This window comes from Nocardia sp. CNY236, from assembly GCF_000482385.1.
Taxonomy (GTDB): Bacteria; Actinomycetota; Actinomycetes; order Mycobacteriales; family Mycobacteriaceae; genus Nocardia.
The window spans coordinates 110,689-136,736 of record NZ_AXVD01000004.1 but is presented as its reverse complement, the minus strand read 5'-3'; the positions used below and the strand labels follow the sequence as shown (position 1 = coordinate 136,736).

Annotated in this window: 20 protein-coding genes and 1 pseudogene; 11 read left to right on the top strand and 10 right to left on the bottom strand. The window is 66.1% G+C overall.

Annotation, left to right across the window (positions count from 1 at the left end; all coding sequences use genetic code 11):
• Positions 1-39: 39 nt before the first annotated feature.
• The 4 genes and pseudogenes from K940_RS0105370 (at position 40) to aroB (ending at position 3,764) form a co-directional block, all read left to right on the top strand.
• Positions 40-510, top strand: a complete 471-nt coding sequence (locus K940_RS0105370) for an A24 family peptidase (protein ID WP_028476693.1) — start codon at positions 40-42, stop codon at positions 508-510.
• 70 nt (positions 511-580) lie between these two features.
• The gene (gene aroC, locus K940_RS0105365) at positions 581-1,789 is read left to right on the top strand and encodes a chorismate synthase (protein ID WP_028476692.1); all 1,209 of its coding nucleotides are present in this window, start codon (positions 581-583) and stop codon (positions 1,787-1,789) included.
• Positions 1,789-2,439 (top strand): annotated as a pseudogene (locus K940_RS33465) (shikimate kinase); the annotation flags it as partial. The gene aroC and the pseudogene K940_RS33465, both read left to right, overlap by 1 nt.
• A gap of 203 nt (positions 2,440-2,642) precedes the next feature.
• Complete coding sequence (gene aroB / locus K940_RS0105355; protein ID WP_028476690.1) at positions 2,643-3,764, top strand: 3-dehydroquinate synthase; 1,122 nt, start codon at positions 2,643-2,645, stop codon at positions 3,762-3,764.
• A 54-nt stretch (positions 3,765-3,818) separates the two neighbouring features.
• Here the strand turns inward: aroB and K940_RS27030 are convergent, their stop codons facing one another.
• The 6 genes from K940_RS27030 to K940_RS0105325 all read right to left on the bottom strand — a co-directional run bounded on the left by K940_RS27030 (position 3,819) and on the right by K940_RS0105325 (position 11,432).
• A complete protein-coding gene (locus tag K940_RS27030) occupies positions 3,819-4,298 on the bottom strand; it encodes a B-4DMT family transporter (protein WP_231390256.1) in 480 nt (159 codons plus the stop codon).
• Between the two features lie 105 nt (positions 4,299-4,403).
• Positions 4,404-5,219, bottom strand: coding sequence for a shikimate dehydrogenase (locus K940_RS0105345; RefSeq protein WP_028476689.1), 816 nt, complete (start codon positions 5,217-5,219; stop codon positions 4,404-4,406).
• Positions 5,209-6,651 carry an endolytic transglycosylase MltG gene (locus tag K940_RS0105340; RefSeq protein ID WP_028476688.1) on the bottom strand — a complete coding sequence of 481 codons (1,443 nt, stop codon included), beginning with the start codon at positions 6,649-6,651 and terminating at the stop codon, positions 5,209-5,211. Before K940_RS0105340 ends, K940_RS0105345 begins: the two co-directional genes overlap by 11 nt.
• The gene (gene ruvX, locus K940_RS0105335; protein WP_028476687.1) at positions 6,648-7,211 is read right to left on the bottom strand and encodes a Holliday junction resolvase RuvX; all 564 of its coding nucleotides are present in this window, start codon (positions 7,209-7,211) and stop codon (positions 6,648-6,650) included. Before ruvX ends, K940_RS0105340 begins: the two co-directional genes overlap by 4 nt.
• A complete protein-coding gene (gene alaS / locus K940_RS0105330; RefSeq protein ID WP_028476686.1) occupies positions 7,211-9,880 on the bottom strand; it encodes an alanine--tRNA ligase in 2,670 nt (889 codons plus the stop codon). The genes ruvX and alaS overlap by 1 nt, the downstream gene beginning before the upstream one ends.
• A 163-nt stretch (positions 9,881-10,043) precedes the next feature.
• Positions 10,044-11,432, bottom strand: coding sequence for a replication-associated recombination protein A (locus tag K940_RS0105325; RefSeq protein WP_051406897.1), 1,389 nt, complete (start codon positions 11,430-11,432; stop codon positions 10,044-10,046).
• Positions 11,433-11,525: 93 nt separating this feature from the next.
• On the opposite strand from K940_RS0105325, the gene K940_RS0105320 reads away from it, so the two are divergent.
• Positions 11,526-13,169 (top strand): alkaline phosphatase, encoded by a 1,644-nt coding sequence (locus K940_RS0105320; protein ID WP_231390254.1) that lies wholly within the window; start codon positions 11,526-11,528, stop codon positions 13,167-13,169.
• A 25-nt stretch (positions 13,170-13,194) separates the two neighbouring features.
• Here the strand turns inward: K940_RS0105320 and K940_RS0105315 are convergent, their stop codons facing one another.
• Complete coding sequence (locus K940_RS0105315; RefSeq protein WP_028476683.1) at positions 13,195-14,364, bottom strand: phosphotransferase family protein; 1,170 nt, start codon at positions 14,362-14,364, stop codon at positions 13,195-13,197.
• A 190-nt stretch (positions 14,365-14,554) separates the two neighbouring features.
• Between K940_RS0105315 and K940_RS27025 the strand changes: the two genes are divergently transcribed.
• Positions 14,555-15,568 carry a hypothetical protein gene (locus tag K940_RS27025; RefSeq protein WP_196812104.1) on the top strand — a complete coding sequence of 338 codons (1,014 nt, stop codon included), beginning with the start codon at positions 14,555-14,557 and terminating at the stop codon, positions 15,566-15,568.
• 51 nt (positions 15,569-15,619) lie between these two features.
• Here K940_RS27025 and aspS read toward each other — a convergent pair whose 3' ends face one another.
• Positions 15,620-17,410: an aspartate--tRNA ligase gene (aspS, locus tag K940_RS27020; RefSeq protein ID WP_036527646.1), complete on the bottom strand. Its 1,791-nt coding sequence runs from the start codon at positions 17,408-17,410 to the stop codon at positions 15,620-15,622.
• A 223-nt stretch (positions 17,411-17,633) separates the two neighbouring features.
• Here aspS and K940_RS0105300 point away from each other — a divergent pair, with 223 nt between their 5' ends.
• Complete coding sequence (locus K940_RS0105300; protein WP_028476682.1) at positions 17,634-18,539, top strand: neutral zinc metallopeptidase; 906 nt, start codon at positions 17,634-17,636, stop codon at positions 18,537-18,539.
• Between the two features lie 31 nt (positions 18,540-18,570).
• Here K940_RS0105300 and K940_RS0105295 read toward each other — a convergent pair whose 3' ends face one another.
• Both K940_RS0105295 and K940_RS0105290 read right to left on the bottom strand, forming a co-directional pair.
• Complete coding sequence (locus tag K940_RS0105295) at positions 18,571-20,301, bottom strand: hypothetical protein (RefSeq protein WP_028476681.1); 1,731 nt, start codon at positions 20,299-20,301, stop codon at positions 18,571-18,573.
• Positions 20,298-20,627, bottom strand: a complete 330-nt coding sequence (locus tag K940_RS0105290) for a type VII secretion target (protein ID WP_028476680.1) — start codon at positions 20,625-20,627, stop codon at positions 20,298-20,300. The genes K940_RS0105295 and K940_RS0105290 overlap by 4 nt, the downstream gene beginning before the upstream one ends.
• Before the next feature lie 200 nt (positions 20,628-20,827).
• On the opposite strand from K940_RS0105290, the gene K940_RS0105285 reads away from it, so the two are divergent.
• The 4 genes from K940_RS0105285 to K940_RS0105270 all read left to right on the top strand — a co-directional run bounded on the left by K940_RS0105285 (position 20,828) and on the right by K940_RS0105270 (position 26,025).
• Complete coding sequence (locus K940_RS0105285; protein ID WP_028476679.1) at positions 20,828-21,829, top strand: NAD-dependent epimerase/dehydratase family protein; 1,002 nt, start codon at positions 20,828-20,830, stop codon at positions 21,827-21,829.
• Between the two features lie 31 nt (positions 21,830-21,860).
• Positions 21,861-22,889, top strand: a complete 1,029-nt coding sequence (locus tag K940_RS0105280; RefSeq protein WP_028476678.1) for a radical SAM protein — start codon at positions 21,861-21,863, stop codon at positions 22,887-22,889.
• A gap of 128 nt (positions 22,890-23,017) precedes the next feature.
• A complete protein-coding gene (locus tag K940_RS0105275) occupies positions 23,018-24,949 on the top strand; it encodes a 2-oxoacid:acceptor oxidoreductase subunit alpha (RefSeq protein ID WP_028476677.1) in 1,932 nt (643 codons plus the stop codon).
• Positions 24,946-26,025: a 2-oxoacid:ferredoxin oxidoreductase subunit beta gene (locus tag K940_RS0105270; RefSeq protein WP_028476676.1), complete on the top strand. Its 1,080-nt coding sequence runs from the start codon at positions 24,946-24,948 to the stop codon at positions 26,023-26,025. The genes K940_RS0105275 and K940_RS0105270 overlap by 4 nt, the downstream gene beginning before the upstream one ends.
• The last annotated feature ends 23 nt before the right edge of the window (positions 26,026-26,048 follow it).

Genomic DNA, 26,048 nt, shown 5'->3' with positions numbered 1-26,048 from the left:
GACCGCCGCCCGTGGCCGTGGCCGAGTCACAGTGAAGCCATGACCGTGATCGCACTCGTCCTCCTTGCCGCGTGGTGTGCAGCACTGTCGGTCGTGGATATCCGCTTCCGCCAACTACCGAACCGACTGACCGGTTTCGGCGGATTGGCCGTTCTTGGATACGCCCTGACAACAGGACATTTCGCGATCGCCTTACTCGGCGCGGCGCTGCTGGCGGGGCCGTACCTGCTGGTGCACCTGGCCGCGCCGACCGCGCTGGGCGCGGGAGATGTGAAACTCGCGGTAGGCCTGGGCGCCGTGGCCGCTCTCGGCGGTCCGCACGTGTGGGTCTGGGCCGCGCTCGGTGCGCCGATGCTCACAGCATGCATCGCGGCCGGTGTAGTGGTGACACGACGTATCGACACCTCCCGAGGTGGAGAAAGCAGTGCTCCGGTCACTGTGCCGCACGGACCCGCAATGTGCGTGACGACTCTGCTGGCCCTGTGTTCGTCTATTGCGTCCCCGAGCTGAGCTCGGGGTGCTCGCCGTCACGACGGGCCACATTCCCGAGCAGCAGCGTAGACGTGGGAAGATGAATGCTGTGCTGCGTTGGATAACTGCTGGAGAATCCCATGGTCCCGCTCTCGTCGCCATGCTCGAGGGGATGGTGGCCGGCGTCGAGGTGACCTCCGACGAGATCTCTGCGCAGCTGGCTCGCCGCAGGCTGGGGTATGGGCGCGGCGCTCGGATGAAGTTCGAGGCCGACAAGGTCACCATCATCGGTGGCGTTCGGCATGGGCGCACGATGGGCGGACCGGTGGCCATCGAGGTGGCCAACTCCGAATGGCCGAAGTGGGAGACGGTGATGTCGGCCGACCCCGTAGACCCTGCCGAGCTCACCGACGTGGCACGCAATGCCCCGCTGACCCGCCCGCGGCCCGGGCACGCCGACTACTCCGGAATGCTCAAGTACGACTTCGACGATGCCCGCAACGTACTCGAGCGCGCCAGCGCCAGGGAAACCGCCGCGCGCGTCGCGGCGGGAACCGTGGCACGCAACTTCCTGCGTCAGGCGTTCGGCGCACAGGTCGTCTCGCATGTGGTCTCGATCGGCACAGCGCAGAACCGGACCGCCATCGCTCCGAGTGCCGCCGACCTCGCGGCAGTGGACCAGAGCCCGGTGCGTGCATTCGACCCGGAGGCGGAAGCAGCGATGATCGCGGAAATAGAATCCGCCAAGAAGGAAGGCGACACCCTCGGCGGTGTCGTCGAGGTGATCGTCGAAGGCCTGCCGGTCGGGCTGGGCTCGTTCACCAGCGGCGAGCACCGGTTGGACGCTCGACTCGCCGCCGCGCTGATGGGCATTCAAGCGATCAAGGGCGTCGAGGTCGGCGACGGCTTCGAGACGGCTCGACGGCGGGGCAGTCGAGCGCATGACGAGATGCGACCCGGTTCGGACGGTGTGCTGCGCTCGACGAATCGAGCCGGCGGGCTCGAGGGAGGCATGACCAACGGCGAGGCGCTGCGTGTACGGGCGGCGATGAAACCGATTTCCACCGTGCCGCGTGCCCTGTCCACGATCGACATGACCACCGGTGCGGAGGCCGTCGCGATCCACCAACGCTCCGACGTGTGCGCCGTGCCCGCCGCTGGCGTGGTCGCCGAATCCATGGTGGCGCTGGTCGTCGCGCAGGCCGCACTGGAGAAGTTCGGCGGCGACTCGCTCGGCGAGACCATCGAGAACATCACCAGCTACGTCAAGCGCATCAGCAGCCGACCTCACATTCCTGCTGACAGTCGGTCGCAGTGATCGCCCAGACCGATCCACGCGCCCCGCGTGTGGTTCTGGTCGGACCGCCAGGCGCGGGAAAGTCCACGATCGGCCGCAAGCTCGCCCGAGAACTCGGTGTCGAGTTGTACGACACCGATGCCGGCATCGAACGCGAGACCGGTCGAACGATCCCCGAAATCTTCGCCGAACATGGTGAGCCGGAGTTTCGCAGGATCGAGGAGCGGGTGGTACGTCGCGCCGTCCTCGCCGAGCGCGGCGTCGTATCGCTCGGCGGCGGCGCGGTTCTGTCACCGGACACCAGGGCGTTGCTGCGCAGCCGCACCGTGGTCTACCTGGAAATCAGTGTGTCCGAGGGACTCCGGCGTACCGGGGCGACCACGCAACGCCCCTTGCTCAACACCGTGGATCCTGCCGCGGCATACCGCACATTGATGCGGGCCCGACGTCCGCTGTATCGCGATGTGGCCACGATCCGGGTCCGCACCGACGGTCGTAGCCCAGGGCGAGTGGTGCGCATGATCATGACGAAACTGGGATTGGAACCGACGCCGTCCGCCACACCCGAACCGACTCGACGAGCGCAACCCGCCACTGTCCCCGTGGGCGGCAACAGGTCCCGAGCCAGACGTCGGGCCAGAGCCCGAGCTGCGGCCCGGCGCAAGGCAACCGACCAGGGCAAGGTCACCGAAGCCAGCTCCGGTTCCCCAGCGGAACCCGGGGTGACATCGCCTCGTTCCCGTTCCACCCGCAACGGACGCGGCACAGGTGGATCCGATGCTGCCGGTACGAGCACAGGTGACCAGGCCAACTACGGCGCCGCACGCCCTCGCCAGCAGTCGACAACAACACCAACAGAATCGGAGCAAGCCACGTGACCCAGCCGCGTCGTCTAGAAGTGCACACCGCCAACCCGTATCCGGTGATCATCGGTCGCGGGTTGCTCGGTGAACTGGTCGAGTCGGTCGGCGGCACGACCACGGGCGTACGTACCGTGGCGATCTTCTACCAACCCCCCTTGGCGGAGACCGCCGAAGCGGTGCGCAAGGCGGTGGCCGACACCGGCATCGACGCACACCGTATCGAGATTCCGGACGCTGAGGCGGGCAAAGACCTGGCCGTCGCCGGGTTCTGCTGGGAAGTGCTCGGGCGTATCGGGTTGACACGCAACGACGTGATAGTCGGCCTCGGCGGCGGCGCTGCAACCGATCTGGCCGGTTTCGTCGCCGCGACCTGGATGCGTGGGGTACGCGTCGTGCACGTCCCCACGACATTGCTGGCCATGGTCGACGCAGCAATCGGCGGTAAGACCGGAATCAATACCGAAGCCGGCAAGAACCTGGTCGGCTGCTTCCACGAACCGTCCGCTGTACTGGTCGACCTGGCCACGCTGGAAACCGTGCCGCACAACGAGATCGTGGCAGGAATGGCCGAGATCATCAAGGCCGGTTTCATCGCCGACCCGGTGATCCTCGATCTGGTGGAGCGCGACCCCGAGACGGCCCTCGCCCCAGGAGGCGATGTGCTGCCCGAACTGGTCCACCGCGCGATTCGAGTGAAAGCGAATGTCGTTGCCGCCGATCTGCGGGAAGCGAGCCTGCGCGAAATCCTCAACTATGGGCACACCCTCGGCCATGCAATCGAGCGACGTGAGCGCTACCGTTGGCGGCACGGTGCAGCCGTCGCTGTCGGCATGGCCTTCGCTGCCGAACTCGGTCGACTTGCCGGCCGACTCGACGACGCGACCGCCGACCGGCATCACACGATCTTGTCGGCAATCGGGCTACCGACCAGCTACGAGGCCGACGCGCTGCCCCAGTTGCTCGATGCCATGCAGACCGACAAGAAGACGCGATCGGGCATGCTGCGCTTCGTCGTGCTCGACGGTCTGGCCAAACCCGGTCGCCTGGAAGGACCCGACCCAGCGCTGTTGGCTGCCGCGTATTCCGCGATCGCGCGCGACAATCCTCCGCACAGTGGCGCGATCTTACTGTGACCTAGGAAACCTGGCGTACGCGACCGAGGCACCCGACCCGATGGACGGCGGGGATCAGGTCGCGGTGCCTGCTGCAGGGAAGGCCGCTGGCCCGCCCGAGTTACCTCGTCTGCCGCGACGCTCGGCCAACCGGCGACCGATACCGACGCCGATCAGCGCTGGCACGAACACCAGCAGAACGATGAACGACGCGCTCGCGGTGACTTCGAAGAGCAAGCCCTTGTCACCGAGATCGAACCGCGGCAGCCGATCCAGCACCCACGCCACCAGACCGCTCCCGATGCCCGCGGCGGCGCCGGCCTTCAACCACAGCAAGGTCATGTCGGTACCGCGTCCAGAGCCCGTGGAGGCGGCGTGGTCCCGGAGACCGTCGCGCACACCCCACGATACGATCGCCGCCAACAGTGCGACGATACACAGCATGCGCATCTGCGCGCCGTGCGTCGGCCAGTAGACCATTGCGAAACCGAGTACGGCACGCAGCGCCACCACCAGCGCCCCGAGCACGACGGACCGCAGTACCCAAGCATTCATGCCGAACACCATAACCTGAGCGGGTGGAATCCGACCTGGAGCTCGCGCCGATTTCCACGGCGATCGTCACGCAGTACGGCATTCCGCCACGCGAAGCCAGAAACCCTAGACCGAGCCCGCCAACGCAGCGGCCATCTCTGCCCGGGGCGCCGGACGTCCGGTGAACTGCTCGACCTGCCCGTAGGCCTGGTTCAACAGCATGTGCAATCCACTGACCACCGTGTGACCTGCGCGTTCGACAGCATGCGCCAAGGGCGTCGGCCATGGGTCGTAGATCGCGTCGAGCACCACCGGGGCCGATGCGACCGAGTCTGCGACACCAGCGGCAGCAGCAGCAGGAACGGTACTCACCACCACGCCCGCTGTGGCGCAGACCGGTCCCACGGACTCGGCATCGAAGCCGATCGATGCCGCAGTCATCCCGAGCCGGTCGGCAAGTTCCATCGCGCCCCGCGCTCGCTCGGGGTTCCGCACGGCCAGAGTGACGGCGCGCACGCCGAGCTCCGCAAGAGCCAACAGCGCAGGCCTCGCTGTTCCTCCGGAGCCCAATACAACGGCCTCGGCCACCTCGGCGATGCCGATACCGCGCAGGGCGCCGAGTACCCCGTCCACATCGGTACAGTCGGCAAGCCAACCACCTGCGGTACGGATCAGCGTATTGGCCGAGCCCACCAGTACAGCGCGCTCGGTCCGCTCGCCCGCGTACGCGAGGGCCGCCTCCTTACCCGGCATGGTCACCGAGAGTCCGACCCACTCGGGTCCGAATCCGTCCACCAATCCCGGCAGTTGTTCGGCCGAGCATTCGATGCGCTCGTAGGTCCATTCCAGGCCGAGCGCACGATAGGCGGCCAAATGCAGTTGCGGGGAGCGTGAGTGTGCAATCGGCTTGCCCAGCACCGCTGCCTTGCGTCTACCGCCCACTGTCGAGAATTCCGCTCTGCCACGCTATCTCGATATTGCTCAAGTGCTCCTGATATCCGTCGGCGAACAGCGTGGTGCCCTGATGGTCGATCGTGACGAAGTACAACCACGGCCCGGGCTCCGGATCCGCCATGGCGCGTAGCGCATTCAGCGACGGCGCGGAGATCGGCGTAGCCGGCAAACCGGACATGGCGTAGGTGTTCCACGGCGTACGTTCCGCCCGGTCGGCGTCGGTGGTCGCGACCTCGGTCCGATCCAGTGTGTAGTTCACCGTCGAGTCGAATTGCAACGGTTGGTCGACCCGAAGCCTGTTCACGATCACCCGAGCCACTTTGGACATATCCTGTGGCAATGCTTCTCGTTCGATCAGCGATGCCGCAATGAGGGTCTGATAGGGATCCAGTTGGGTCTTGGCTCCGGACTGTAGGAGACCGTTGTCCTGGTAGCTACGTGTGCTCGCGGTCACCAGCTCCTTCAGGATCTGCTCGGGTGTGCCGCTGGGATCGAAATCCCATGCACCCGCGGCAATCAGCCCCTCGAGCTGCCTGGTGCGATCGGGTACCGTCCGAACTTCCTGCGCGGCCCACTCCGGCACGCCGAGCGCGGCCAGATCCGTACCCGCGCCGGCGGCGTCGAGCTGTTCGTAGGTCACACACCGTTGCGCCGGCCCGGTTCCGACGCAGCTGGCCGCGGCGATCTTACGGTAGATGCCCTCCTTGCGTGCACCGGTGTTCACATCGTGTTGGTCGTGCAACTGGCGGCCTTCGGAGACCACCAGATTGCCGACCCGCGAGGAATTGGTGACCAACGCGGCTACTGCTTGCGCAGCGGGGCTGCGACTGGCGATCGCGTAGTAGCCGGGCTGCACGGTACTCATCCTCGAATCCTGGACTGCCGCTTCGTAGAAGGCGCCCGTACTTGCGACAACTCCGCGTTCGAGCATGGCCACAGCGATCTCCTGCGCAGTTTCACCCGGGTGTACCTGCACCACCACCAGAGGACCGCCGGAACCCGTGTAGTCTTCGGGCACCCGCCCGCCACCGAACAGCTTCTTGCCCGCGAAGCCCGCTGCTCCGGTGAACACCAGCATGGCCACCCCGACGACGATCCACAGATTGCGCCGCCGACGCTTTCGTTCGACGGCCTTTCGGGCAGCAGCACGGGAACGAGCGCCACGCCGCCCAGCACGATTCGGCGCGGAGCGGCGATTCGGCGCGGAGCGTTTCGGTCGCACAGACGAGTCCTCGTGCTCAGCCCACGAGTCCGGGTCACGCCACGACTCGGCAGCGGGCTCGTCGTCCTCGTCGACATGCCGCGGGATGACCATGGTGTCGTCCTCGCGCGCAGCCCAGGCAGTGTCGTCGCGACGGTAGCGTCGATCACCTTCACGCTGCCGGAACTCTTCCTCGGCCCGCGCCCATCGATCGGTCATGCCTCGTCTCCGGACGACTCGACGCCTCCTGTGGGTACCGCCTTCAACACCGCACTCCGTTCGTCCAACCATCCCTGCAGAATCGACACGGCCGCAGCCTGATCGATCACCTGCCGCTGGCCACGCGCGCGAACACCGCTACTCCGCAAGGCGCGTGCTGCTGACACCGTAGTCAAACGTTCGTCAGAAAGTCGGACCGGCACCGGGGCGATAGCCATCTGCACACGCTCGGCAAATGCAATGGCCAGCGTGGCAGCGGAACCCTTTTCCCCACGCAGAGTCCTGGGTAAGCCGACGATCACCTCGACGGCCTCATACTCCCGCACAATTTCAGCAATTCTGGTGACATCGGGTGTCGCGCGCGTGCTCCGGCGTTGGGCGGCGCGAGCCACGGTCTCCACCGGTGTCGCAAGAATGCCGTCGGGATCACAGGCGGCCACCCCGATGCGGACACTACCGACGTCGATTCCGATCCGCCTGCCCCGCCCGGGATCCGTGGCCGGGTGCGGACGGTCGGGCCGACGTGGCGCGCGCGCTTTCTGCCCCTGGTGGTCGCTCATCACCCCGCCAGTTCGGCCACCCGGGCCCGAACCGCAGCCAAACCTGCAGGGATGCCCGACGGATTCGTGCCGGCGCCCTGAGCCATCTCCGGCTTGCCGCCGCCCCGACCCGCGATGCTCGGACCGAAGCTGTCGACCAGTTCCCGGGCTCGGATTCCGAGTTCTTGCGCGGGCTGGTTCACCGCAACCACGAAGGGAACCTTGCCATCGACCTTGCCGAGCAGCACCACCACCGCAGGCTCGGCACCGAACCGGCTACGGATGTCGGTGGCCAGAGCCCGAAGGTCACTGCCCGATACGCCCTCCGGCGCGGCGATGGCGACGAGAAGCGCGCGACCGATCCGCTCCGCCGCGTCGACGAATTCCCCTGCCGCCGACAACACTGCCGCCATCTTGGTCCGCTCGAGTTCTTTCTCGGCGGTCTTGAGCCGCTCGACGAGTTGTTCGACTCGGCTCGGCACGTCCTGCGGGGGTACCTTCAACATCGAGGACACTCCAGCCAGCAGAGCGCGCTCCTTGGCGAGGTATTTGTAGGAGTCCAAACCGACGAATGCCTCGACCCGCCGGACTCCGGATCCGACCGACGACTCGCCGAGCACCGTGATCGGACCGATCTGCGAGGACTGCTGCACATGCGTACCGCCGCAGAGTTCCATCGAGAATGGACCACCGATCTCCACGACGCGAACCTCGTTGCCGTAGTTCTCACCGAACAGGGCGAGAGCACCCATCTGTCTGGCTTCTGCCAAGTCGGTGACAAATGTGTTCACCGGAAAGTCCGCGCCGACCGCCTCGTTGGACACCGACTCGATGTCGACCTTCTGCTGATCGGACAGCTGACCCTGCCAGTTGAAATCGAAGCGCAGGTAGCCCGGCCTGTTGAGCGAACCCGCCTGCACGGCGTTCGGGCCGAGTACCTGGCGCAGGGCAGCGTGCACCATGTGCGTGCCGGAATGTCCCTGGGTGGCCCCGCGCCGCCAGGACGGGTCGGCTTGGGCGAGTACGGCATCTCCCTCGGTGATCTGCCCGGATTCCACCGTAGCCTTGTGCACCCAGATCTTCTTGGCGATTTTCTGCACATCGCGCACCTGGAGTCGGAGGCCCGAAGAGGCAGTGATCGAGCCCCGGTCGGCGATTTGGCCACCGGATTCGGCATAGAGCGGACTGCGATCCAAGATGACCTCGACGTCCTGCCCTGCCGTTGCAGTCGGCACCCGCACGCCGCCGGTGATCAAGGCGAGCACGGTGGCCTCGGAGGTCAGTTCGTCGAAGCCGGTGAACTCGGTGGCACCGCGATCGACCAGTTCCTTGTAGATCGTGAGGTCTGCGTGGGCATGCTTACGAGCCTGCGCGTCTTCCTTGGCCCGCGCGCGCTGTTCGGCCATGAGCGAACGGAAGCCGTCCTCGTCGACCGACAGCCCGGCTTCGGCAGCCATCTCCAGTGTCAGGTCGATGGGGAAGCCATAGGTGTCGTGCAAGGTGAAAGCGTCGGACCCGGAGATCGTCGTGCCGCCGCTGGCCTTCACTGTCGCGGCGGTGTTGTCGAACAGGGTGGATCCGGTGTTGAGCGTCTTGAGGAACGCGGTCTCCTCACCGACCGCGACGGTCTCGATGCGGCGAAAATCGGTAGCCAGTTCCGGGTAGGACGGCGCCATGAGCTCGCTGACGACCCGCAGCAGTTCGCCCATCACCGGCTTCTCGGCGCCGAGCAGTCGGGCCGAGCGCACGATACGGCGCAGCAGGCGGCGCAGCACATATCCGCGGCCGTCATTGCCCGGGTTCACGCCGTCGGAGATCAGCATGGCCGCCGAGCGGGCATGATCGGCGATCACACGGAAGCGAACATCGTCCTCATGCCGAATCCCGTAGGAACGACCGGTCAACTCTTCGGCCCGGCCGATGATCGGGCGCAGCAGGTCGGTCTCGTACACATTGTCGACACCCTGCAGCAACAACGCGATACGCTCCACGCCCATGCCGGTATCGACGTTCTTTTTCGGCAGCGACCCCACCGGCTGGTGTCCCTGTTTCGGACTCAGTTCCCCACGAACGTCCTGCATGAAGACGAGATTCCAGATCTCGAGATACCGGTCCTCGTCCACGACCGGCCCGCCGTCGCGACCGTGCTCGGGTCCGCGGTCGAAATAGATCTCCGAGCACGGTCCGCCGGGACCGGGCACGCCCATGTCCCAATAGTTGTCCTTACCGTCGCGGAATTGGATGCGCTGCTCGGGAAGACCAACGACCCGCCGCCAGATCTCGGCAGCTTCGAGATCGTCCTGGTACACGGTGACCCAGATCCGCTCGGGATCGAACCCGTAGCCTCCGGCGTCTTGCGGCTTGGTGATCAGGTCCCACGCAAGGGTGATCGCGTCCCGTTTGAAGTAGTCACCGAAAGAGAAGTTCCCGGCCATTTGGAAGAACGTATTGTGCCTGGTCGTGACGCCGACCTCATCGATATCGCCGGTGCGCACGCACTTCTGCACACTGGTGGCCCGCGGATACGGGGGTGCTTCTTGGCCCAAGAAGTACGGCTTGAACTGGACCATGCCTGCGTTGACGAACAGCAGGTTCGGGTCGGCCAGGATCAGCGAGGCGCTGGGCACCTCGGTATGGCCGGCACGGAGAAAATGGTCCAGGAAACGCCGTCGGATCTCGTGGGTCTGCACAAATGTCCAGCTTACCGGTGGCGCGCACGCGATTATTCATCGACCGACAGTCACAGGTGTCGCAGCGCCCCCACGAAGCGCGACCCGCGGCGCGCCATCGTGACCTCGTGGAATCTGCCCTTGCTCTGCACCGAGAATGGTTACCGACCCCGCAGCCGAGCCGTCACCCGCGGATGATGCGACGCAATTTGTCGACCCGAGGGCCGATCGCACGTTCGTGGCCGTGGTCGGTGGGGTGATAGTAGTCGACGCCGATCAATTCGTCGGGCGGGTACTGCTGGGCGAGCACGCCGTCGGCGTCGTCGTGCGGGTACCGGTAGCCCTGTGCGTTGCCGAGTGCGGCCGCGCCGGCGTAGTGACCGTCGCGCACATGCGGCGGGACAGCGCCCGCCTTGCCCGCGGCCACGTCGGCCAATGCGGCACCGATGGCAACCACCACAGCGGCGGACTTGGGGGCGGTCGCCAGATGGATGGTCGCCTGCGTCAGCGCGAGCCGCGCCTCCGGCATGCCGACCAACTGCACCACCTGGGCCGCTGCGGTCGCGGCCTGCAACGCTGTCGGGTCGGCCATGCCGATGTCCTCGCTCGCGTGGACCATCAACCTGCGCGCGATGAAGCGAGGATCCTCTCCTGCGCTCAACATGCGAGCCAGGTAATGCACCGCGGCATCCACGTCCGAGCCGCGAATGGATTTGATGAATGCACTGATCACGTCGTAGTGCTGGTCGCCGGCGCGGTCGTAACGCACCGCCGCCCGGTCCACGCTGGCCTCGACGAGATCGATACCGAGCGTGGCATCGCGAGCGGACTCGGCCGCAGCTTCCAATGCCGTGAGTGCGCGACGAGCGTCACCGCCCGCGATCCGCACGAGGTGATCCAGCGCCGCCTCGGTCAGGGTGTACTCGCCGCGCAACCCACGCGGGTCGGCGATCGCTCGGGTGAGTACCTGGCGGATATCCGCCTCGGACAGCGGCCGCAAGTGCAACACCAGAGAGCGAGACAGCAGCGGCGCCACCACCGAGAACGATGGGTTCTCCGTCGTCGCGCCGACCAAGAGGACGATCCGATTCTCCACGGCGGCCAACAGCGCATCCTGCTGAGTCTTGGAGAAGCGATGCACCTCGTCGATGAACAACACGGTCTGCTCGCCGACCGACAGCCTGCGGCGCGCCCCGTCGATGACCCCGCGCACCTCCTTGACGCCCGCCGAGAGCGCCGAGAGCGCCTCGAAACGACGCCCCGTAGCTTGTGAGACGAGCGCCGCCAGAGTCGTCTTTCCCGTCCCAGGGGGGCCGTATAGGAGTATCGAGGCCGCGCCCGATCCCTCGATCAATCTGCGCAGCGGGGAGCCCGGGCCGAGCAGGTGCTGCTGTCCCACGACTTCGGCCAAGGTGGCCGGACGCATACGCGCCGCCAGTGGAGCATCCGGGTCGCCGCGCACGATCGCGGTGATCGAATGCCCCGCAGGCACGGCGGCATCGGGCGCATCGAACAAGCCGTCACTCACGAACGCAACGCTACCGACCGGCACCGACAGCACCCAAGGCCGCATCGAACGGCCCGGCGTGGCACCCGGCCACCCTCAGGTCGCAATGTTGCCGGACCCGAGTTGCGTGTGAGCCACACTTCGTATGGGATCACACCCGTGAAGCACAACGCGGCCATCTCGGATCAGGGCTCCCTCGAAGGATTGACACGACGCACTCTCCTGAAAGGAAGCGCGGCAGCGGCCGGCGCTACGGCGGTATTTGCCGCCGGACCTGCTGCTGGTGCGACGCCACCCGTCTTTCGACACGGCGTCGCTTCCGGCGATCCGCTCCCCGATGGCGTCATTGTCTGGACCCGCGTCACGGTGTCCGACGACGCGGTGCCGGGCTCGGGCCTCGGAGAGCCGACATCAGTTCGCTGGGAAGTCGCTACCGATGAACGATTTGCCTCGATCGCCGCATCCGGCACGACGATGGCCACGGCCGATTCCGACCACACCGTCAAAGTCGATGTGACCGGTCTCGTGTCGGCAGCCGACTATTTCTATCGCTTCGTCGCACAGGGACAGACCTCGCCCGTCGGTCGCACCAGAACTGCGCCCGCCGCCGCGACATCCCCCGAATTCCTCCGGTTCGGCGTGGTCTCCTGCTCGAACTGGGAGGCCGGATACTTCGGCGCCTACCGGCACCTGGCCGCTCGCGCCGACCTGGACGCCATAGTCCATTTGGGTGACTATCTCTACGAGTACGGTCGCGGAGCCTACGCCGGCCGCAACGGCACAGTGCGGCCGCACGAACCGGCCGGCGAGATCGTCAGCTTGGCCGACTACCGCACCCGCCATGGGCAGTACAAGACCGACCCGGATCTCCTCGGCCTGCATGCGCGGTTTCCCTTCATCTGCACCTGGGACGACCACGAATCCGCGGACAATGCCTGGTCCGGCGGCGCAAACCACCACGACCCCGCTACTCAGGGCGCCTGGTCGGACCGCCGCGCCGCCTCCGCGCAGGCCTACCTCGAATGGATGCCGGTCCGTGCGGCCGGGTACGGTGCGGATGCGCGGATCTATCGACGGCTCCGGTTCGGCACTCTGGCCGAACTCTCCATGCTCGACCTCCGCAGCTACCGCGACGAGGAAGCCAAACCCGGCGCCGGGTGGCGAGTTGCCGACAGCGACGCCCGCAGCATCACCGGCAAGGAGCAGATGGAGTGGCTGACCGCGGGCCTGGCGTCCGCGCCGGTCCAGTGGAAGCTGGTGGGCAACTCGGTCATGATCGCCCCCTTGGTCTTCCCGCCACTGGAACCGTCCACCACGGCGGCATTCACCAGCACCGTCGGTATCCCACAGTCCGGTCTGTCGGTGAACGGCGACCAATGGGACGGCTACACCGCGGATCGTCGCCGGCTGTTCCGCACGATCTCCGAACAGCAGATAGCCGACGTGGTCTTCTTGACCGGAGACATCCATACCTCATGGGCCGCGGACCTGCCCATCGATGCGGCGCAGTATCCGGGCGCCGGCACGGTCGGCACCGAATTCGTCGTGCCTTCGGTGACCTCGTCCAGTGTCGGCGACCTGGTCCGGGTGAACTCCACGCCACTGGCCGATTCGATCAGGGCGATCAATCGCCACTTCCATTATGTCGAGTTGGACTCGCACGGATACGGCGTGCTGGAGGTCACCGCGGAACATGCGCGTATGGACTGGTTCTACCTCCACGACATCGTCGACCCGAATACCACTGTGCGCCATGGAGCCTCGTTTGCCGTCCCCTCCGGTGGTCGGGTCGAACGCCGGTAGGCGCACCGTGGTCGACCGGCGAACGCTACTCCGACCAGTGTTCCTCCAACCTGGCCGAGACGTCCTCGGCGAAATCACCGACAATATCGTCGCCGGTACACCGCGCATCCTCCGCGAGCGCGGCCCAGCGGTTGATCAGCGCCGCCGAGCGCGGCACCGAGAGCCCATGTTCGCGTGCCGCCGCGATACGCGTGTGGTCTGCCGGCAAGAACCAGTAGGTCGACAACCACACCCAGATCAGGCGCGCCTCGAGAATGCGCTCCGCGAGCAGTTCGTCGTCGGCGAGCGCGGGCCACACACCCACCACCTCCGAGCGCCACGCCTCTACCATCTGTGCGGCTCGGTCGCGTGAGAGTTCGACATCACACAAACAGCCCGGGAAAGACACCAGAACGTAGGCGATATCGAGAGTGGCGTCGCGGAAGCCACCCCATTCGTAGTCGAGGAAACGTGCACCGTCGTCGTTCAAGATCACATTGTCGGGACACAGGTCCGACGGACTGAATGCGCGAAAACGCCCCGCCGAATAGAGTCGGTTACCGCGCACGATCCGCTCGGCGATCTCGCCAGGTACCTCGATTCCCAGTTCACGCCGCAACAACCCGGGCACTTCGGCAATGGCCGACTCGGCTTGCTGGGCTATTCCATCCACCCGGTGCACCACATCGACCCGACGCAACAACGCGACGAAATCTGCCTCACGCCCGACGGTCGCCGCATGCATCCGACCCAGTGCCTGTGCAAAGGCCATCAGCGCATTGCGCGCGGCCGGCTCGACACCGGCCTGTAGCACGTGGGTCAGCATCGAGTTCTCCCCGAGGTCGCTCAGGATGAGCAACCTGTCGGGGAGGCTGTGCGCGATGAGGTATGCGCCCGGCCGCTGTTCACGGCTGAGCGCAGTCGTGAACTGATACGACACGGTCTCGCGCAGGAATGCGGAATCGACACTGGCAACGCCGGGCGCCAAACCGCCGGTGCGACGGTCCTGCGCCGCCCCACGGACCTGCTTGACGATCAGAGTTCGCGGCAACGAGAAGGCGTTCTCGGCTACCCGTACGCGCAGGACCGTCGTCCTGCCACTGCCGCTGAGCTCGATCGGATCGCTCAGCTTCACCGGAGCACCCATTCGCTTTGTGAGCAACTGTTGCGCTGCGGAAACGACTTCGGCGGCGCGTTCGGCCAATAGTGCGGTCATCGCTTCTCAAGCTACTCGCATCGGGTCACTTCTAGCGAGCGGTTACACAACCATTCCGCGTCACTCGGCGTGTCTGGCGCGAAGCCGCCGCATGGCCTCCGGACGCTTGACACCAGTGCGTCCGTGGGGTTTTCTCGTCGTCAACTGCCCTGCGCCGCACCGTAAACCAGATGAGTGGAAAGGTCTATGTGTGACCGACGCCCCGCCTCCTACGCCCAAGCGATCACCTGGTGGCGACCGTCGTCCGGACGATGCCGCTCAACCGAACGACCACGATCGACCAGGTAGTCATCAACCGGGCGAACCAGGATTCGGGGCACAGCCAACGCATCGGAAAGCGCCGGACCCCTCCGCGGCGAGACCGGGGACCGACCATCGTCCCGAGACGTCGCCCCCGACGGATGACGCACAGTCGGCGGACAGCGGCACAGAGCTCGGCACCGAGCGGCAGTATCCACTCCAGCCCCAGCCCCAGCCGGTAGGGGAACCACAGCTCGGCGGCTGGGGATCACCCAGCCGAGCGCCGACAGCGCAGCCGATCTACGGCTATCAACAAGCCGCCACAGGTTCTGGGGCACTCGACGTGGGCCGAGCGCTCAGCTTCGGCTGGGCGAAATTCCGATCCAATCTCGGACCCTGGATCGGTGTCACCGCGGTGGGCCTACTGATCTACTTGGCATGCCTGCTCGTGGTACAGATCGCCAAACCGAGGACGATGCTGGCTGTGCTGTTCGTCTTCCTGATGGTCATGGCAGCGGTCTGGCTACTGCAGGCGGCGATGATCCGCGGCGCCTTGTATGAAACCGACGACAGCCCACCGCCTTTCGGAGCGTACTTGCGCGGCGTGAACGTAGGAAACGTCCTACTGACCGCGCTACTCGCGTTCGCGCTGATGGTGCTCGGCTTCTCGTTGATCGTCGTTCCCGGAGTACTCGCTGGCTGGCTGTCGATGTTTGCGCTGCATTTCGTCATCGATCGCGACCAAGGTCCGATCGAGGCGCTGAAGTCCAGCTGGACGTTGGTGCTGTCCCATGCCGGCCCGACGGCTCTGCTCGCGCTCACGGTCGCGGCGGTCACGATCCTCGGACTGCTGACGTGCGGCCTGGGCCTACTGGTGGCCGGCCCGGTCACCGCCATCGCGGTGACCCGAGCCTATCGCCTGCTCACCGGGGACCATCGCACCGAGGACTCCGTGCACATGTGACGAGGACGACAGCCGATGACAGCGGCACAGGAGCTGTGCACCGAACGACGACTACCGCACGGTCTGCGTATTCTCGCTCATCCGCCCCGGCTGGGCCTCCAGCCCCGCCTCCTTGCGTTGCTGCGCGGTAATGGGTGCGGGCGCGTCGGTCAAGGGGTCGACGCCGCCTCCGGTCTTGGGGAACGCAATGACCTCACGAATCGAGTCCTCACCGGCGAGGAGGGCGGTGACTCGGTCCCATCCGAAAGCAATACCGCCGTGCGGCGGGGCGCCGAAGGCGAAAGCGTCCAGCAAGAAGCCGAACTTCTCCTGGGCTTCCTCAACGCTGATACCCAGTACCTCGAAGACACGCTCCTGCACCTCACGACGATGGATACGAATCGAGCCGCCGCCGATCTCGTTGCCGTTGCAGACGATGTCGTAGGCGTAGGCCAACGCGGAGCCCGGGTCGGTGTCGAAGGTGGCCGATGATTCCGGAGTCGGCGCGGTGAACGCATGGTGCACGGCAGTCCACGCGGAATGGCCCACAGCGACGTCACCGCTGGCGGTCGCCTCGGCGCTCGGCTCGAACAGTGGCGCGTCGACGATCCATACGAACGACCATGCGTCGTCATCGATCAACCCGACCTTGCGGGCGATCTCGTTGCGCGCCGCACCCAACAACGCGCGCTGGGCCTTCGCCGCGCCGGCCGCGAAGAACACACAGTCGCCGGGCACTGCACCGACATGCTTGGCCAGACCCTCGCGCTCACTGTCGGAGAGATTCTTCGCGACTGGGCCGCCCAATGAGCCGTCCTCGTTCACCAAGACGTACGCCAGCCCCTTGGCGCCGCGCTGCTTGGCCCACTCCTGCCAGGCGTCGAGCTGTCGCCGCGGCTGACCGGCGCCGCCCGGCATGACCACCGCACCGACGTAAGGTGCCTGAAAGACCCGGAACGGGGTGTTTTCGAAGTATTCGGTGCACTCGGTGATTTCGACACCGAAGCGCAGGTCCGGTTTGTCGGTACCGAAGCGGCGCATGGCCTCCGCATAGCTCACATGCGGAATCGGCGTGGGGATGTGGTGATCGACCAGCTTCCACAATGCGACGAGGATCTCCTCGGCCAGCTCGATGACATCCTCTTGACGCACAAAGCTCATCTCGATGTCGAGTTGGGTGAACTCCGGCTGTCGGTCGGCGCGGAAGTCTTCGTCGCGATAACAGCGCGCAATCTGGTAGTAGCGTTCGATGCCACCGACCATGAGCAGCTGCTTGAACAACTGCGGGCTCTGCGGCAACGCATAGAAACTTCCCGGCTGTAGGCGGGCCGGTACCACGAAGTCCCGCGCGCCCTCGGGCGTGGATCGGGTCAGTGTCGGCGTCTCCACCTCGATGAAATCATGGCGGGCCAGCACCTCCCGAGCCGCTGCATTGACCTTCGAACGCAGCCGTATCGCATGCGCTGGACCTGCACGGCGCAGATCCAAATACCGATGCCTCAGACGGGCCTCCTCGCCGGGCTGCTCATCCAACTGGAACGGCAGCGGGGCGCTCTCGTTCAAAACCTCCAGATCGGTGACGTTCACCTCTATGGAGCCGGTAGGTAGTTCGGGGTTCTCGTTACCGCTAGGTCGCAGCTCCACCGCACCGGTGATGCGTACGCAATACTCGGCTCGTAGCCTATGCGCCTGCTCTGCGGGCGCACCCTCGCGGAACACCACTTGAGCCGTACCCGACGCGTCACGCAAATCGATGAAGATCACTCCACCATGATCACGCCGCCGGGCCACCCAGCCGCTGAGAGTGACGGTCTGACCGGCATGCTCGCTTCGCAGCGAACCAGCCAAGTGCGAGCGCAGCACGGGGATCCTTTCGACGACTCCAGCACCGGGCAGGGTGACCAGGTGCGGGTCCATCGTAGTGAGACCCATCGGCGAAGTGGAAACTGATATGGCCACACCCGTGTCAAGCTGTATCGATACCTGAGTGGCCGCTGCGCGATCACGCGACGCGCGCGGCGGCGTCACGACCGACCTATCAGCGTCAGCAACCTATCAGCAGTGACCACACGAGAAAGCAACGCCGATGACCGTCGACGAGGGTACGCAGATCGACCGGAACCGAGTATCGCCCGGTATGGGCCGCACGCTTGCGCTCGGCGGGGGTGGGGTTGGACTGGTCGTGCTGGTGCTCGCCCTGCTGCTGGGTGGGGATTCCAGCTCCGCGCTGGGCAACCTCACGGGCGCAGCCGAGCAGAACTGGATGCAGACCGGTATGCCGAGTTATTGCAGGACCAGCGCGGACGCGAGCACGTATCTGGACTGTCGGGTAGCCTTCACCGCACGAAGCCTGGACGCAGTGTGGTCGGCCGCGCTGCCCGAGCAGACCGGCAAACGCTACACGCCACCGAGGGTGGTCCTGCTGTCCGGCGCGGCGGCGACCGCTTGCGGCAATGCGACCAGCGCAGTGGGCTCGTTCTATTGCCCGGCCGACCGGACGACCTACTTCGACGCCACCTTCTTCCGCACGCTGGCCACTCGGTTCGGCGCCAGGGGCGGCCCACTCGCGCAGGCGTATGTGGTAGCACACGAGTTCGACCACCACATACAAAGTCGACTCGGCACCATCGCACACGCACAACGCGACCGGCACGGGCCGACATCCGCCGCAGTACGCACCGAACTACAAGCCGACTGCTTTGCCGGCATCTGGGCACACTTCGCAGCCACCACACCTACAGCCGGCCCTACCCGACCGCTTTTCGAACGACTGTCGGACCGGGACGTCGAGGACGCAGTCTCGGCGACCGCGGCCGTCGCCGACGATCGCAGCCGGCGCGCCGCACGCAGTGGGGTGAATCCCGAAGCATGGAAGCACGGTTCGTCCGAGCAGCGGACGAAGTGGTTCCTTGCTGGCTATCGGACGGGTCGCGTGCGCGCCTGCAACACGTATCCCGTACAGGACCTGAACGATCCACCGGCCTTGCGGTAGAAGCGGATTCGACCCCGATCCGGTGCGAACCTCAGAATTGATCCTGCTCGTAGTCCGAGCTGATGATTTCGTCGGCATGCGTTGCGCCGATGACGTCCGGGGTCGACTCCCCCAGCGGGCCGGTGAGGTCGTCACTCCCCGTGGGACTCACGTGCGGTTGCACTGCGCGCGAGTGCTCGTCGTCGTTGCTCCGCTGGCCGGCGGCACCTGCCGGTCCACCCATGAAGCCGTTGCCAGCGGCCCCATGGGGACCAGCACTGCCCGACATACCGGTGCCGACCGGAGCCCCTCCACCAAGTGGAGCGCCGAACAGGGAACCGGCACCGGCAGAGGCACCAGGCAGACCGACCCCAGGACGGATCGGTGCAACGGGGACACCAGCCGCCCCGGCTCCGGGCATGCCACCGGAAAACCTGGGCGCCGATGACACGCTCGGCGTTCCCGGGCGAGCGGAGCCACCGAAGGGTCCGGTCGGCGTGCCGGTCGACCCGCCCCCTGGGGCCGTCGAGGTTCCCGCACTGCCAGGAGCTCCGGTAGCCCCGGCCGGGGCACCACTGCCGGCGCTCGACGCCTGACCGGTTTGCGCCGAAGCCGGCGTGGTCGTAGGGGCCGAGGCCCCCTGCGGTACGGAGGAGTCCACGCCTGCGGTCTCGGTCACAGCATTCGACCGCACCTGATCCAAGACCGGCTGGCCGATGTTTCGCGCCAACGATTGTGCGATTTCGTGTGGTGGTGGCCCGCCGCCCGGTGCAACCAGTTGTTGCACCACGCCGGCGAGCTCCGCAGTCTTGCCCGCGAGATCCCCTCGAGTGGCATTGACCACCCCGACCGCTCGACCGAGATGATCGGTGGCCGAGGCGATCAGTGCTGCCTGCGCCGGCGGTGTCACGATCACGGGCGCGAGCGCGGTCGCCTCGGCTGCGAACGATGTGGCAATGCCCAGCAGCTTCGCGTTGCCCTGCTCCACGACCACGGCGGCGCGCTTGGTGAGTTCGGAGATATCGATGCCACGCTGGCTGGCCTGCTCACCCTCGGCGTTCGCTTGCTGGCTCGCAGCCTGAGCGTTTCGGGCAGCCTGGCTCTGCCACAACTCGTCGACCGATGCCATACTTCCTCTACCCACCTGCATGGCCAGCTGGATGGCCTGAGAGGACTTGTCGAGCAGAGCCGTGGGGTCGAGCGCTCCGATGATGCCGGTGCCGAAGCTGCCGACGAGATTCAGGATGGGCTCGATCAGCAGGTCCACCCCGGGCAGCGCCGGCAGGGCAATGCCCTGCAACAGGGTGGCGACCGGGTCCGTGGGCAGCGGTGGCAACGCGACAGCCGGCGCCTGGTTCGCCACGGCGGACAACGCGTTCGGCACCGCAGCGAGCGCTCCGCCCAGCACCTCGCGGGCCTGGTCGGCCACGGCGGCAACCTGACCGGCGATGGCATTCACGTCACCGAGCAGTGCCGACGCCTCGGGCAGCAGGTCGGGTGCACCTCCCGCACCCAGCGCTGCGTCCGTTCCGATCGAACCTGCGGGAGCCGGCGCGCCGAGCGCAGAGTGATCCTCGGAGGTTGCGCGCATCATCGACGCAGGCGGCTCGATCGTCGGCATGTCCGCCGGCAGCTGCGGCAACGGCAGGTCGAGAAGCGCTCCCAACGGCGATTGTTGCAGTAGGTCCAACACGGTCTCCGGGCCGCTGTCGACGGTCGGCTCGGCCGTGTGCGAGACGGACTGCTCTGTCGGCGCGATGACGCCGCTGTCCAGGGGCCTCACACCCCGCCTCCGATCCGATCGGTCTGCGACCCGAGCGCACCAGCGTTGAAGGCGTCGACGGCATCGTAGGCCGCGGCGGCGTTGAACGCCGAGTTCGACAGACCCGCGAACTTGGTCGACAGATCATTGATGTCCTTGGCTTGCAATACCTGCGCAGCGGCGAACATGGCCAGGTAGTCGGCTCCGATCAAACCGAACACCGGCACCAGCGCAGACACGCTCTGCACCGCGTCGAGATTGCCCGCCACCGCGAGATCGGTGGCTATGCCGGCATTCGTGGCTCCGAAATCCCGGACCGCTTCGGTCTCTACCGAGAGATCACTCATCGAGTTGGCCCCCCAAGTCGTCGTAGACGTTTACGTCGTGTGTCCGTTGCGGCCGGCTACCGAATTGGAAAGGGCTGCAACAGTTGGGCTCAATATAGCCGACGCCGTCGGCGAGTTCGAGCCCGAGCCGCTATGCGACCGGAGGTCTCTACCAAATGAAACACGTTGCAAATTAGAACGAGTTCTATATTCTGTCTGTCATGAAGGTCGCAGTGACCGGCGCCGCCGGCTACCTTGGCACGAATCTACTCGAGCTGCTCGCCGCCCGCGGCCACCAGATCACCGCGATCGACCGGGCGATCCCGGCCGGAACTGCGGCATCGAACATCACCTGGGTACGCGGCGACGTCCTCGATCCGTCATCGATGCGCACTGCACTGGCCGGCGCCGAGATCGTCTACCACCTGGTCGCGGTGATCACTCTCGCCGACGAGGACGACCTCGCCTGGAGGGTCAATACCCAGGGTGTGCGTGTGGTCGCCGAGGCGGCGCGCGCGGTCGGCGCGCGCCGCCTGGTGCATGCCAGCTCTATCCACGCATTCGACCAATACCGCTGCGGTGGCCGTATCGATGAGACCGCCCTGCGATCGACCGACTCCCGTTTGCCGGTGTACGACCGCTCGAAGTGGGCCGGCGAAGTGGAATTGCGCGCGGTGATCGACCGCGGTTTGGACGCGGTCGTGTGCAATCCGACCGGGGTTTTCGGTCCACTCGACTACAGCAAGCCGCTGTCGCGGATCAATCGGACGCTCCAGGACGCTGCGCGGGGCCGTGTGCTCGCCATGGTCGGCGGGGGCTTCGATTTCGTCGACGTGCGTGATGTGGCACAGGGACTACTCCTGGCCGGTGAACGAGGTCGCACGGGCGAGAACTACCTGCTCGGTGGGTCGATGACCTCGATGGTCGACGTATGCCGCGCGGCGGCCGCCCATGGCGGCAGCCGGGGGCCGATGGTCACGGTTCCCGCAAAGCTCCTATCCGTCGCCATGCCGCTGCTGGCGCCGATCGGCAGACTGGTCGGCTCCGACATCCTGTCCAAAGCCGCCCTCGGCGCCGTGACCTGCGCGCCGATCGTCGATCATGGCAAGGCCGAGCGCGAGCTCGGCTACCGACCACGGCCTCTCGACGAGACCGTTGGCGATTTGGTCACCTTCTTCCGCGACCCCGCCCGACTCGCACACGACGCCCGAAGTATCGCTTGACAGCCATTAGAACCCATGTTCGACTTTGGAGGTGCGGTGGCAGAACCGACCCCGGGATCTCGAAATCCCGGACCCCGATGGGAGCTTCCTCCCCGGGCTGTCCGGTGCAGGGTTACCCCGCACGGTGCGAAGCCCCGAGTTCGCAGGTCTCACATTCCATGAAGTACTGTGCGACAACGCGCTGAATCCTGTACCCGCGAGTACGAATCTGCCATTCCGGTGGACTGTCGATCCTCTGCGCGGCTGCTCACCCGCATGTCGCCACTGCCGGGCACACGGCCCGCACAAGCATCTGGAATTGGACACGGGCCAGGCCGACACACACCTCGTGGTGCAGACCAATATCGCCGCGGTCCTGCGCAGACAGCTCACCGGAAAGGCATGGCGCCACGAGTCGGTCACCATCGGCACAAGCGCGGATCCCTATCAGCGAGCCGAAGGCCGGTATCGGCTGATGCCGGGCATCATCCGCACGCTTGCCGATTCCAGGACGCCGTTCTCGATTCTCACCAAAAGCACACTGCTGCGCCGCGATCTGCCGCTGCTGGCAGCAGTCGCACGCGAGATCGAGGTCCGGCCTACGGTATCCCTCGCGATCCTCGACACCGAACTGCATCACAGCCTGGAGCCCGAGACTCCATCGCCCGAGGCGCGGCTGAACCTGGTGCGCACCCTCGCCGATGCCGGCTTCACGGTGGACGTCCTGGTCTCACCGATCATCCCCTGTCTCACCGACAGCCGGGCACAGCTCGACGCGGCTTTCGCTGCGATCGCCGAGGCAGGGGCCTACTCGGCCCTGACCTTCCCGATGCACCTGGCCGGCAACGCCCGGGAGGGGTTCCTGTCCTGGTTGGCCCGGCGCCATCCAGCGTTGCTGCGCCGCTACCGCCAGCTCTACGGCCGCGACACGTCGGTCACGCCCGCGTATTCGGCCTGGCTGCACGCACGAACCGATCGCCTGCTGGCCGAGCACGGTCTGACACCGTCCCGGCACGCAGAATCGCGATCCGCGCCCGAAACGGCCGACACACCCGCCCCACAGCTGGCATTGTTCGCCTGAGGCGACCTCGCAATCGGAGCGTGCCTCCGCCGCGGGAGACACCCGCGCACTTTTCGGAAACATCCATCGCCTTCGACGGAGTAGTTTGGCGATGACACCTCACCGCAACGAGGAAGTGAAGCACGCATATGGTTTCACACCAAAACGATGCCGGCACTGCAAAATTGGAAAGGGTTGTCATTCGGTTCGCTGGAGACTCCGGTGATGGTATGCAACTGACCGGCGATCGCTTCACCCACGAGGCCGCCGCCTTCGGCAACGATCTAGCAACCCAGCCTGATTTCCCGGCCGAGATCCGAGCACCGCAAGGCACGCTGCCCGGCGTGTCGTCGTTTCAGATCCAGATCGCCGACTACGACATCTTCACCGCCGGCGATCAGCCCGACGTGCTGGTCGCGATGAACCCCGCCGCACTGAAGGCGAACCTGGACGATCTGCCCCGTGGCGCCATCGTCATCGTGAACACCGATGAGTTCAGCAAGCGCTCCCTTGCCAAAGTGGGCTTCGTCGCAGACCCGTTGTCCGACGAGACGCTGTCGGATTTCGTGGTCCATCGAGTGCCGATGACCTCGCTCACCTCGAGCGCAACCGAGTCGACCGGCGTGGGAAAGAAGGACGCCCAGCGTGCGAAGAACATGTTCGCGCTAGGCCTGCTGTCCTGGATGTACGGGCGTCCGATCGGCGGCACCGAACAGTTCATGCGAGAGAAGTTCGCGGCGAGACCGGACATCGCCGAAGCCAACATCGTGGCCTTCCGGGCGGGCTGGAACTACGGTGAGACCACCGAAAGCTTCGCCACCACATACGAGATCGCACCTGCGCAACTACCGGCGGGCACGTATCGTCAGATCACCGGCAATACCGCGCTGGCCTACGGATTGATCACCGCCGGCCGGCTCGCAGAGCTACCGGTGTTCCTGGGCACGTATCCGATCACCCCTGCCTCGGACATCTTGCACGAACTCAGCAAGTACAAGCACTTCGATGTCACCACCTTCCAGGCCGAGGACGAGATAGCCGGGATCGGGGCAGCGCTGGGCGCTTCGCTGGGCGGCGCGCTCGGCGTCACCAGCACCTCCGGCCCCGGTCTGGCGCTCGAGAGCGAAACCATCGGCTTGGCCGTGATGACCGAATTACCGCTGATCGTCATCGACGTACAGCGGGGCGGACCGTCCACCGGCCTACCGACCAAGACCGAGCAGGCCGACCTCCTCCAGGCCCTCTACGGGCGAAACGGCGAATCGCCCGTGGCGGTTGTAGCACCACGTTCGCCCGCCGACTGTTTCGCCACAGCACTGGAGGCAGCGCGAATCGCGCTCGGCTACCGCACACCGGTGCTTCTGCTGTCCGACGGCGTCATTGCGAACGGGTCGGAACCGTGGTCGGTGCCCGACGTGACCCGGCTGGACGCGATCGACCCAGCATTCGAACAGGACGGCGACGACGCCGAGGGGTTCCGGCCCTACACCCGCGACCCCGACACGCTGGCACGTCCGCTCGCCGTACCGGGCACCAAGGGACGCACTCACCGCATCGGCGGACTGGAGAAGGCCGACGGCAGCGGCGACATCTCCTACGACCCGGCGAACCACGATCTCATGGTTCGGCTGCGCCAGGCCAAGATCAGCGGAATCGCAGTACCCGATCTGGAGGTGAACGACCCGGAGGGCCGGGCCGAACTTCTTCTGATCGGCTGGGGTAGCACCTACGGACCGATCGGTGAAGCCTGTCGGCGTGCGCGCCGGCGCGGCGTCCCCGTCGCGCATGCGCACCTACGGTATCTGAACCCGTTGCCTGCCAACCTCGGTGACGTGCTGCGCCGCTACCGCACCGTGGTTGCGGCCGAGCTGAACGGCGGCCAGTTGGCGATGCTGCTGCGCGCGAAATATCTGGTCGATGTCAAGCCCTGGACGAAGATCACCGGCACCGCATTCACCGTCCAGGAAATGGTCGGAGTCATCGACGCAGCGCTGGACGGGTCCATCGAAGACCTCGAACAGGACAAGGTCTTCGCCGCACGGGCGCAGGCCACCTATCGCACAGTTGGGGGTAACACATGACCGCGGTGGAAACCTCACTCACCGGCATCGATCTGGGACTGACCGGCGTGTCCGGGGTGCCGCGCGCCGATGCGCCACTCACGGCCAAGGACTTCATCTCCGATCAGGAGGTGCGCTGGTGTCCGGGGTGCGGCGACTACGTGATCCTGGCGACGGTACGCGGCCTTCTCGCCGAACTCGGTATTCGCCGAGAGAACCTGATGTTCGTCTCCGGTATCGGGTGTTCCAGCCGGTTGCCCTACTACCTGCAGACGTATGGCATTCACTCCATACATGGTCGCGCACCTGCGATTGCAACCGGTCTCGCGGTCAGCCGTCCCGACCTGTCGGTCTGGGTAGTGACCGGCGACGGCGACGCGCTGTCCATCGGGGGCAACCATCTCATTCATGTACTGCGCCGCAACGTGAACATGACGATTCTGTTGTTCAACAACCGGATCTATGGACTGACCAAGGGGCAGTATTCCCCGACTTCGGAGCAGGGAAAGATCACGAAGTCCACCCCGATGGGATCGGTCGACCACCCGTTCAACACCCTTTCGGTAGCGCTGGGCGCAGAAGCTACTTTCGCCGCTCGTGCGCTGGACTCCGATCGCGTGGGACTCACCGAGGTACTGCGCGCGGCAGCCCGGCACCGCGGTACGTCGTTCGTCGAGATCCTGCAGGACTGCCCGATCTTCAACGATGGTTCGTTCGATGCACTGCGCCGGGGCAACGCCGCCGACCATCTGATCCCGCTCCGGCACGGTGAACCGATTCGCTTCGGCCGCGACAACGGATTCGCCGTCGTCCGTCGCGGTTTCGGACTCGCGGTGGCCCGTGCGGACAACGTGGCGGAATCCGATGTCGTGGTCCACGACGTCACAGCCGAAGGGCCCGAGTACGCCTATGCACTGTCGCGACTGTCCGGCCAGCATCTCGACCACGTCGCCATCGGAATTTTCCGTCAGGTCTCGCGACCGGTCTACGATGACGCGCTACGCAGCCAAGCCGCGGCAGCCCGGGAAACCCACCCGCTCGGCCCCGACTCGCTGCAGTCCCTGCTCACCGGGCCGGAGACGTGGACGGTCGACTAGTTGCACCGCCGATCGGGGTGGGC

Bases quoted from the DNA above. Each gene is read 5' to 3' on its own strand.
- K940_RS0105370 (WP_028476693.1), top strand. From the start codon at position 40: ATGACCGTGATCGCACTCGTCCTCCTTGCCGCGTGGTGTGCAGCACTG.
- K940_RS27030 (WP_231390256.1), bottom strand. From the start codon at position 4,298: ATGAATGCTTGGGTACTGCGGTCCGTCGTGCTCGGGGCGCTGGTGGTG.
- K940_RS0105340 (WP_028476688.1), bottom strand. From the start codon at position 6,651: ATGACCGATCGATGGGCGCGGGCCGAGGAAGAGTTCCGGCAGCGTGAA.
- ruvX (WP_028476687.1), bottom strand. From the start codon at position 7,211: ATGAGCGACCACCAGGGGCAGAAAGCGCGCGCGCCACGTCGGCCCGAC.
- K940_RS0105325 (WP_051406897.1), bottom strand. From the start codon at position 11,432: ATGCGGCCTTGGGTGCTGTCGGTGCCGGTCGGTAGCGTTGCGTTCGTG.
- K940_RS0105315 (WP_028476683.1), bottom strand. From the start codon at position 14,364: ATGACCGCACTATTGGCCGAACGCGCCGCCGAAGTCGTTTCCGCAGCG.
- K940_RS0105300 (WP_028476682.1), top strand. From the start codon at position 17,634: ATGACCGTCGACGAGGGTACGCAGATCGACCGGAACCGAGTATCGCCC.
- K940_RS0105290 (WP_028476680.1), bottom strand. From the start codon at position 20,627: ATGAGTGATCTCTCGGTAGAGACCGAAGCGGTCCGGGATTTCGGAGCC.
- K940_RS0105285 (WP_028476679.1), top strand. From the start codon at position 20,828: ATGAAGGTCGCAGTGACCGGCGCCGCCGGCTACCTTGGCACGAATCTA.
- K940_RS0105275 (WP_028476677.1), top strand. From the start codon at position 23,018: ATGGTTTCACACCAAAACGATGCCGGCACTGCAAAATTGGAAAGGGTT.
- K940_RS0105270 (WP_028476676.1), top strand. From the start codon at position 24,946: ATGACCGCGGTGGAAACCTCACTCACCGGCATCGATCTGGGACTGACC.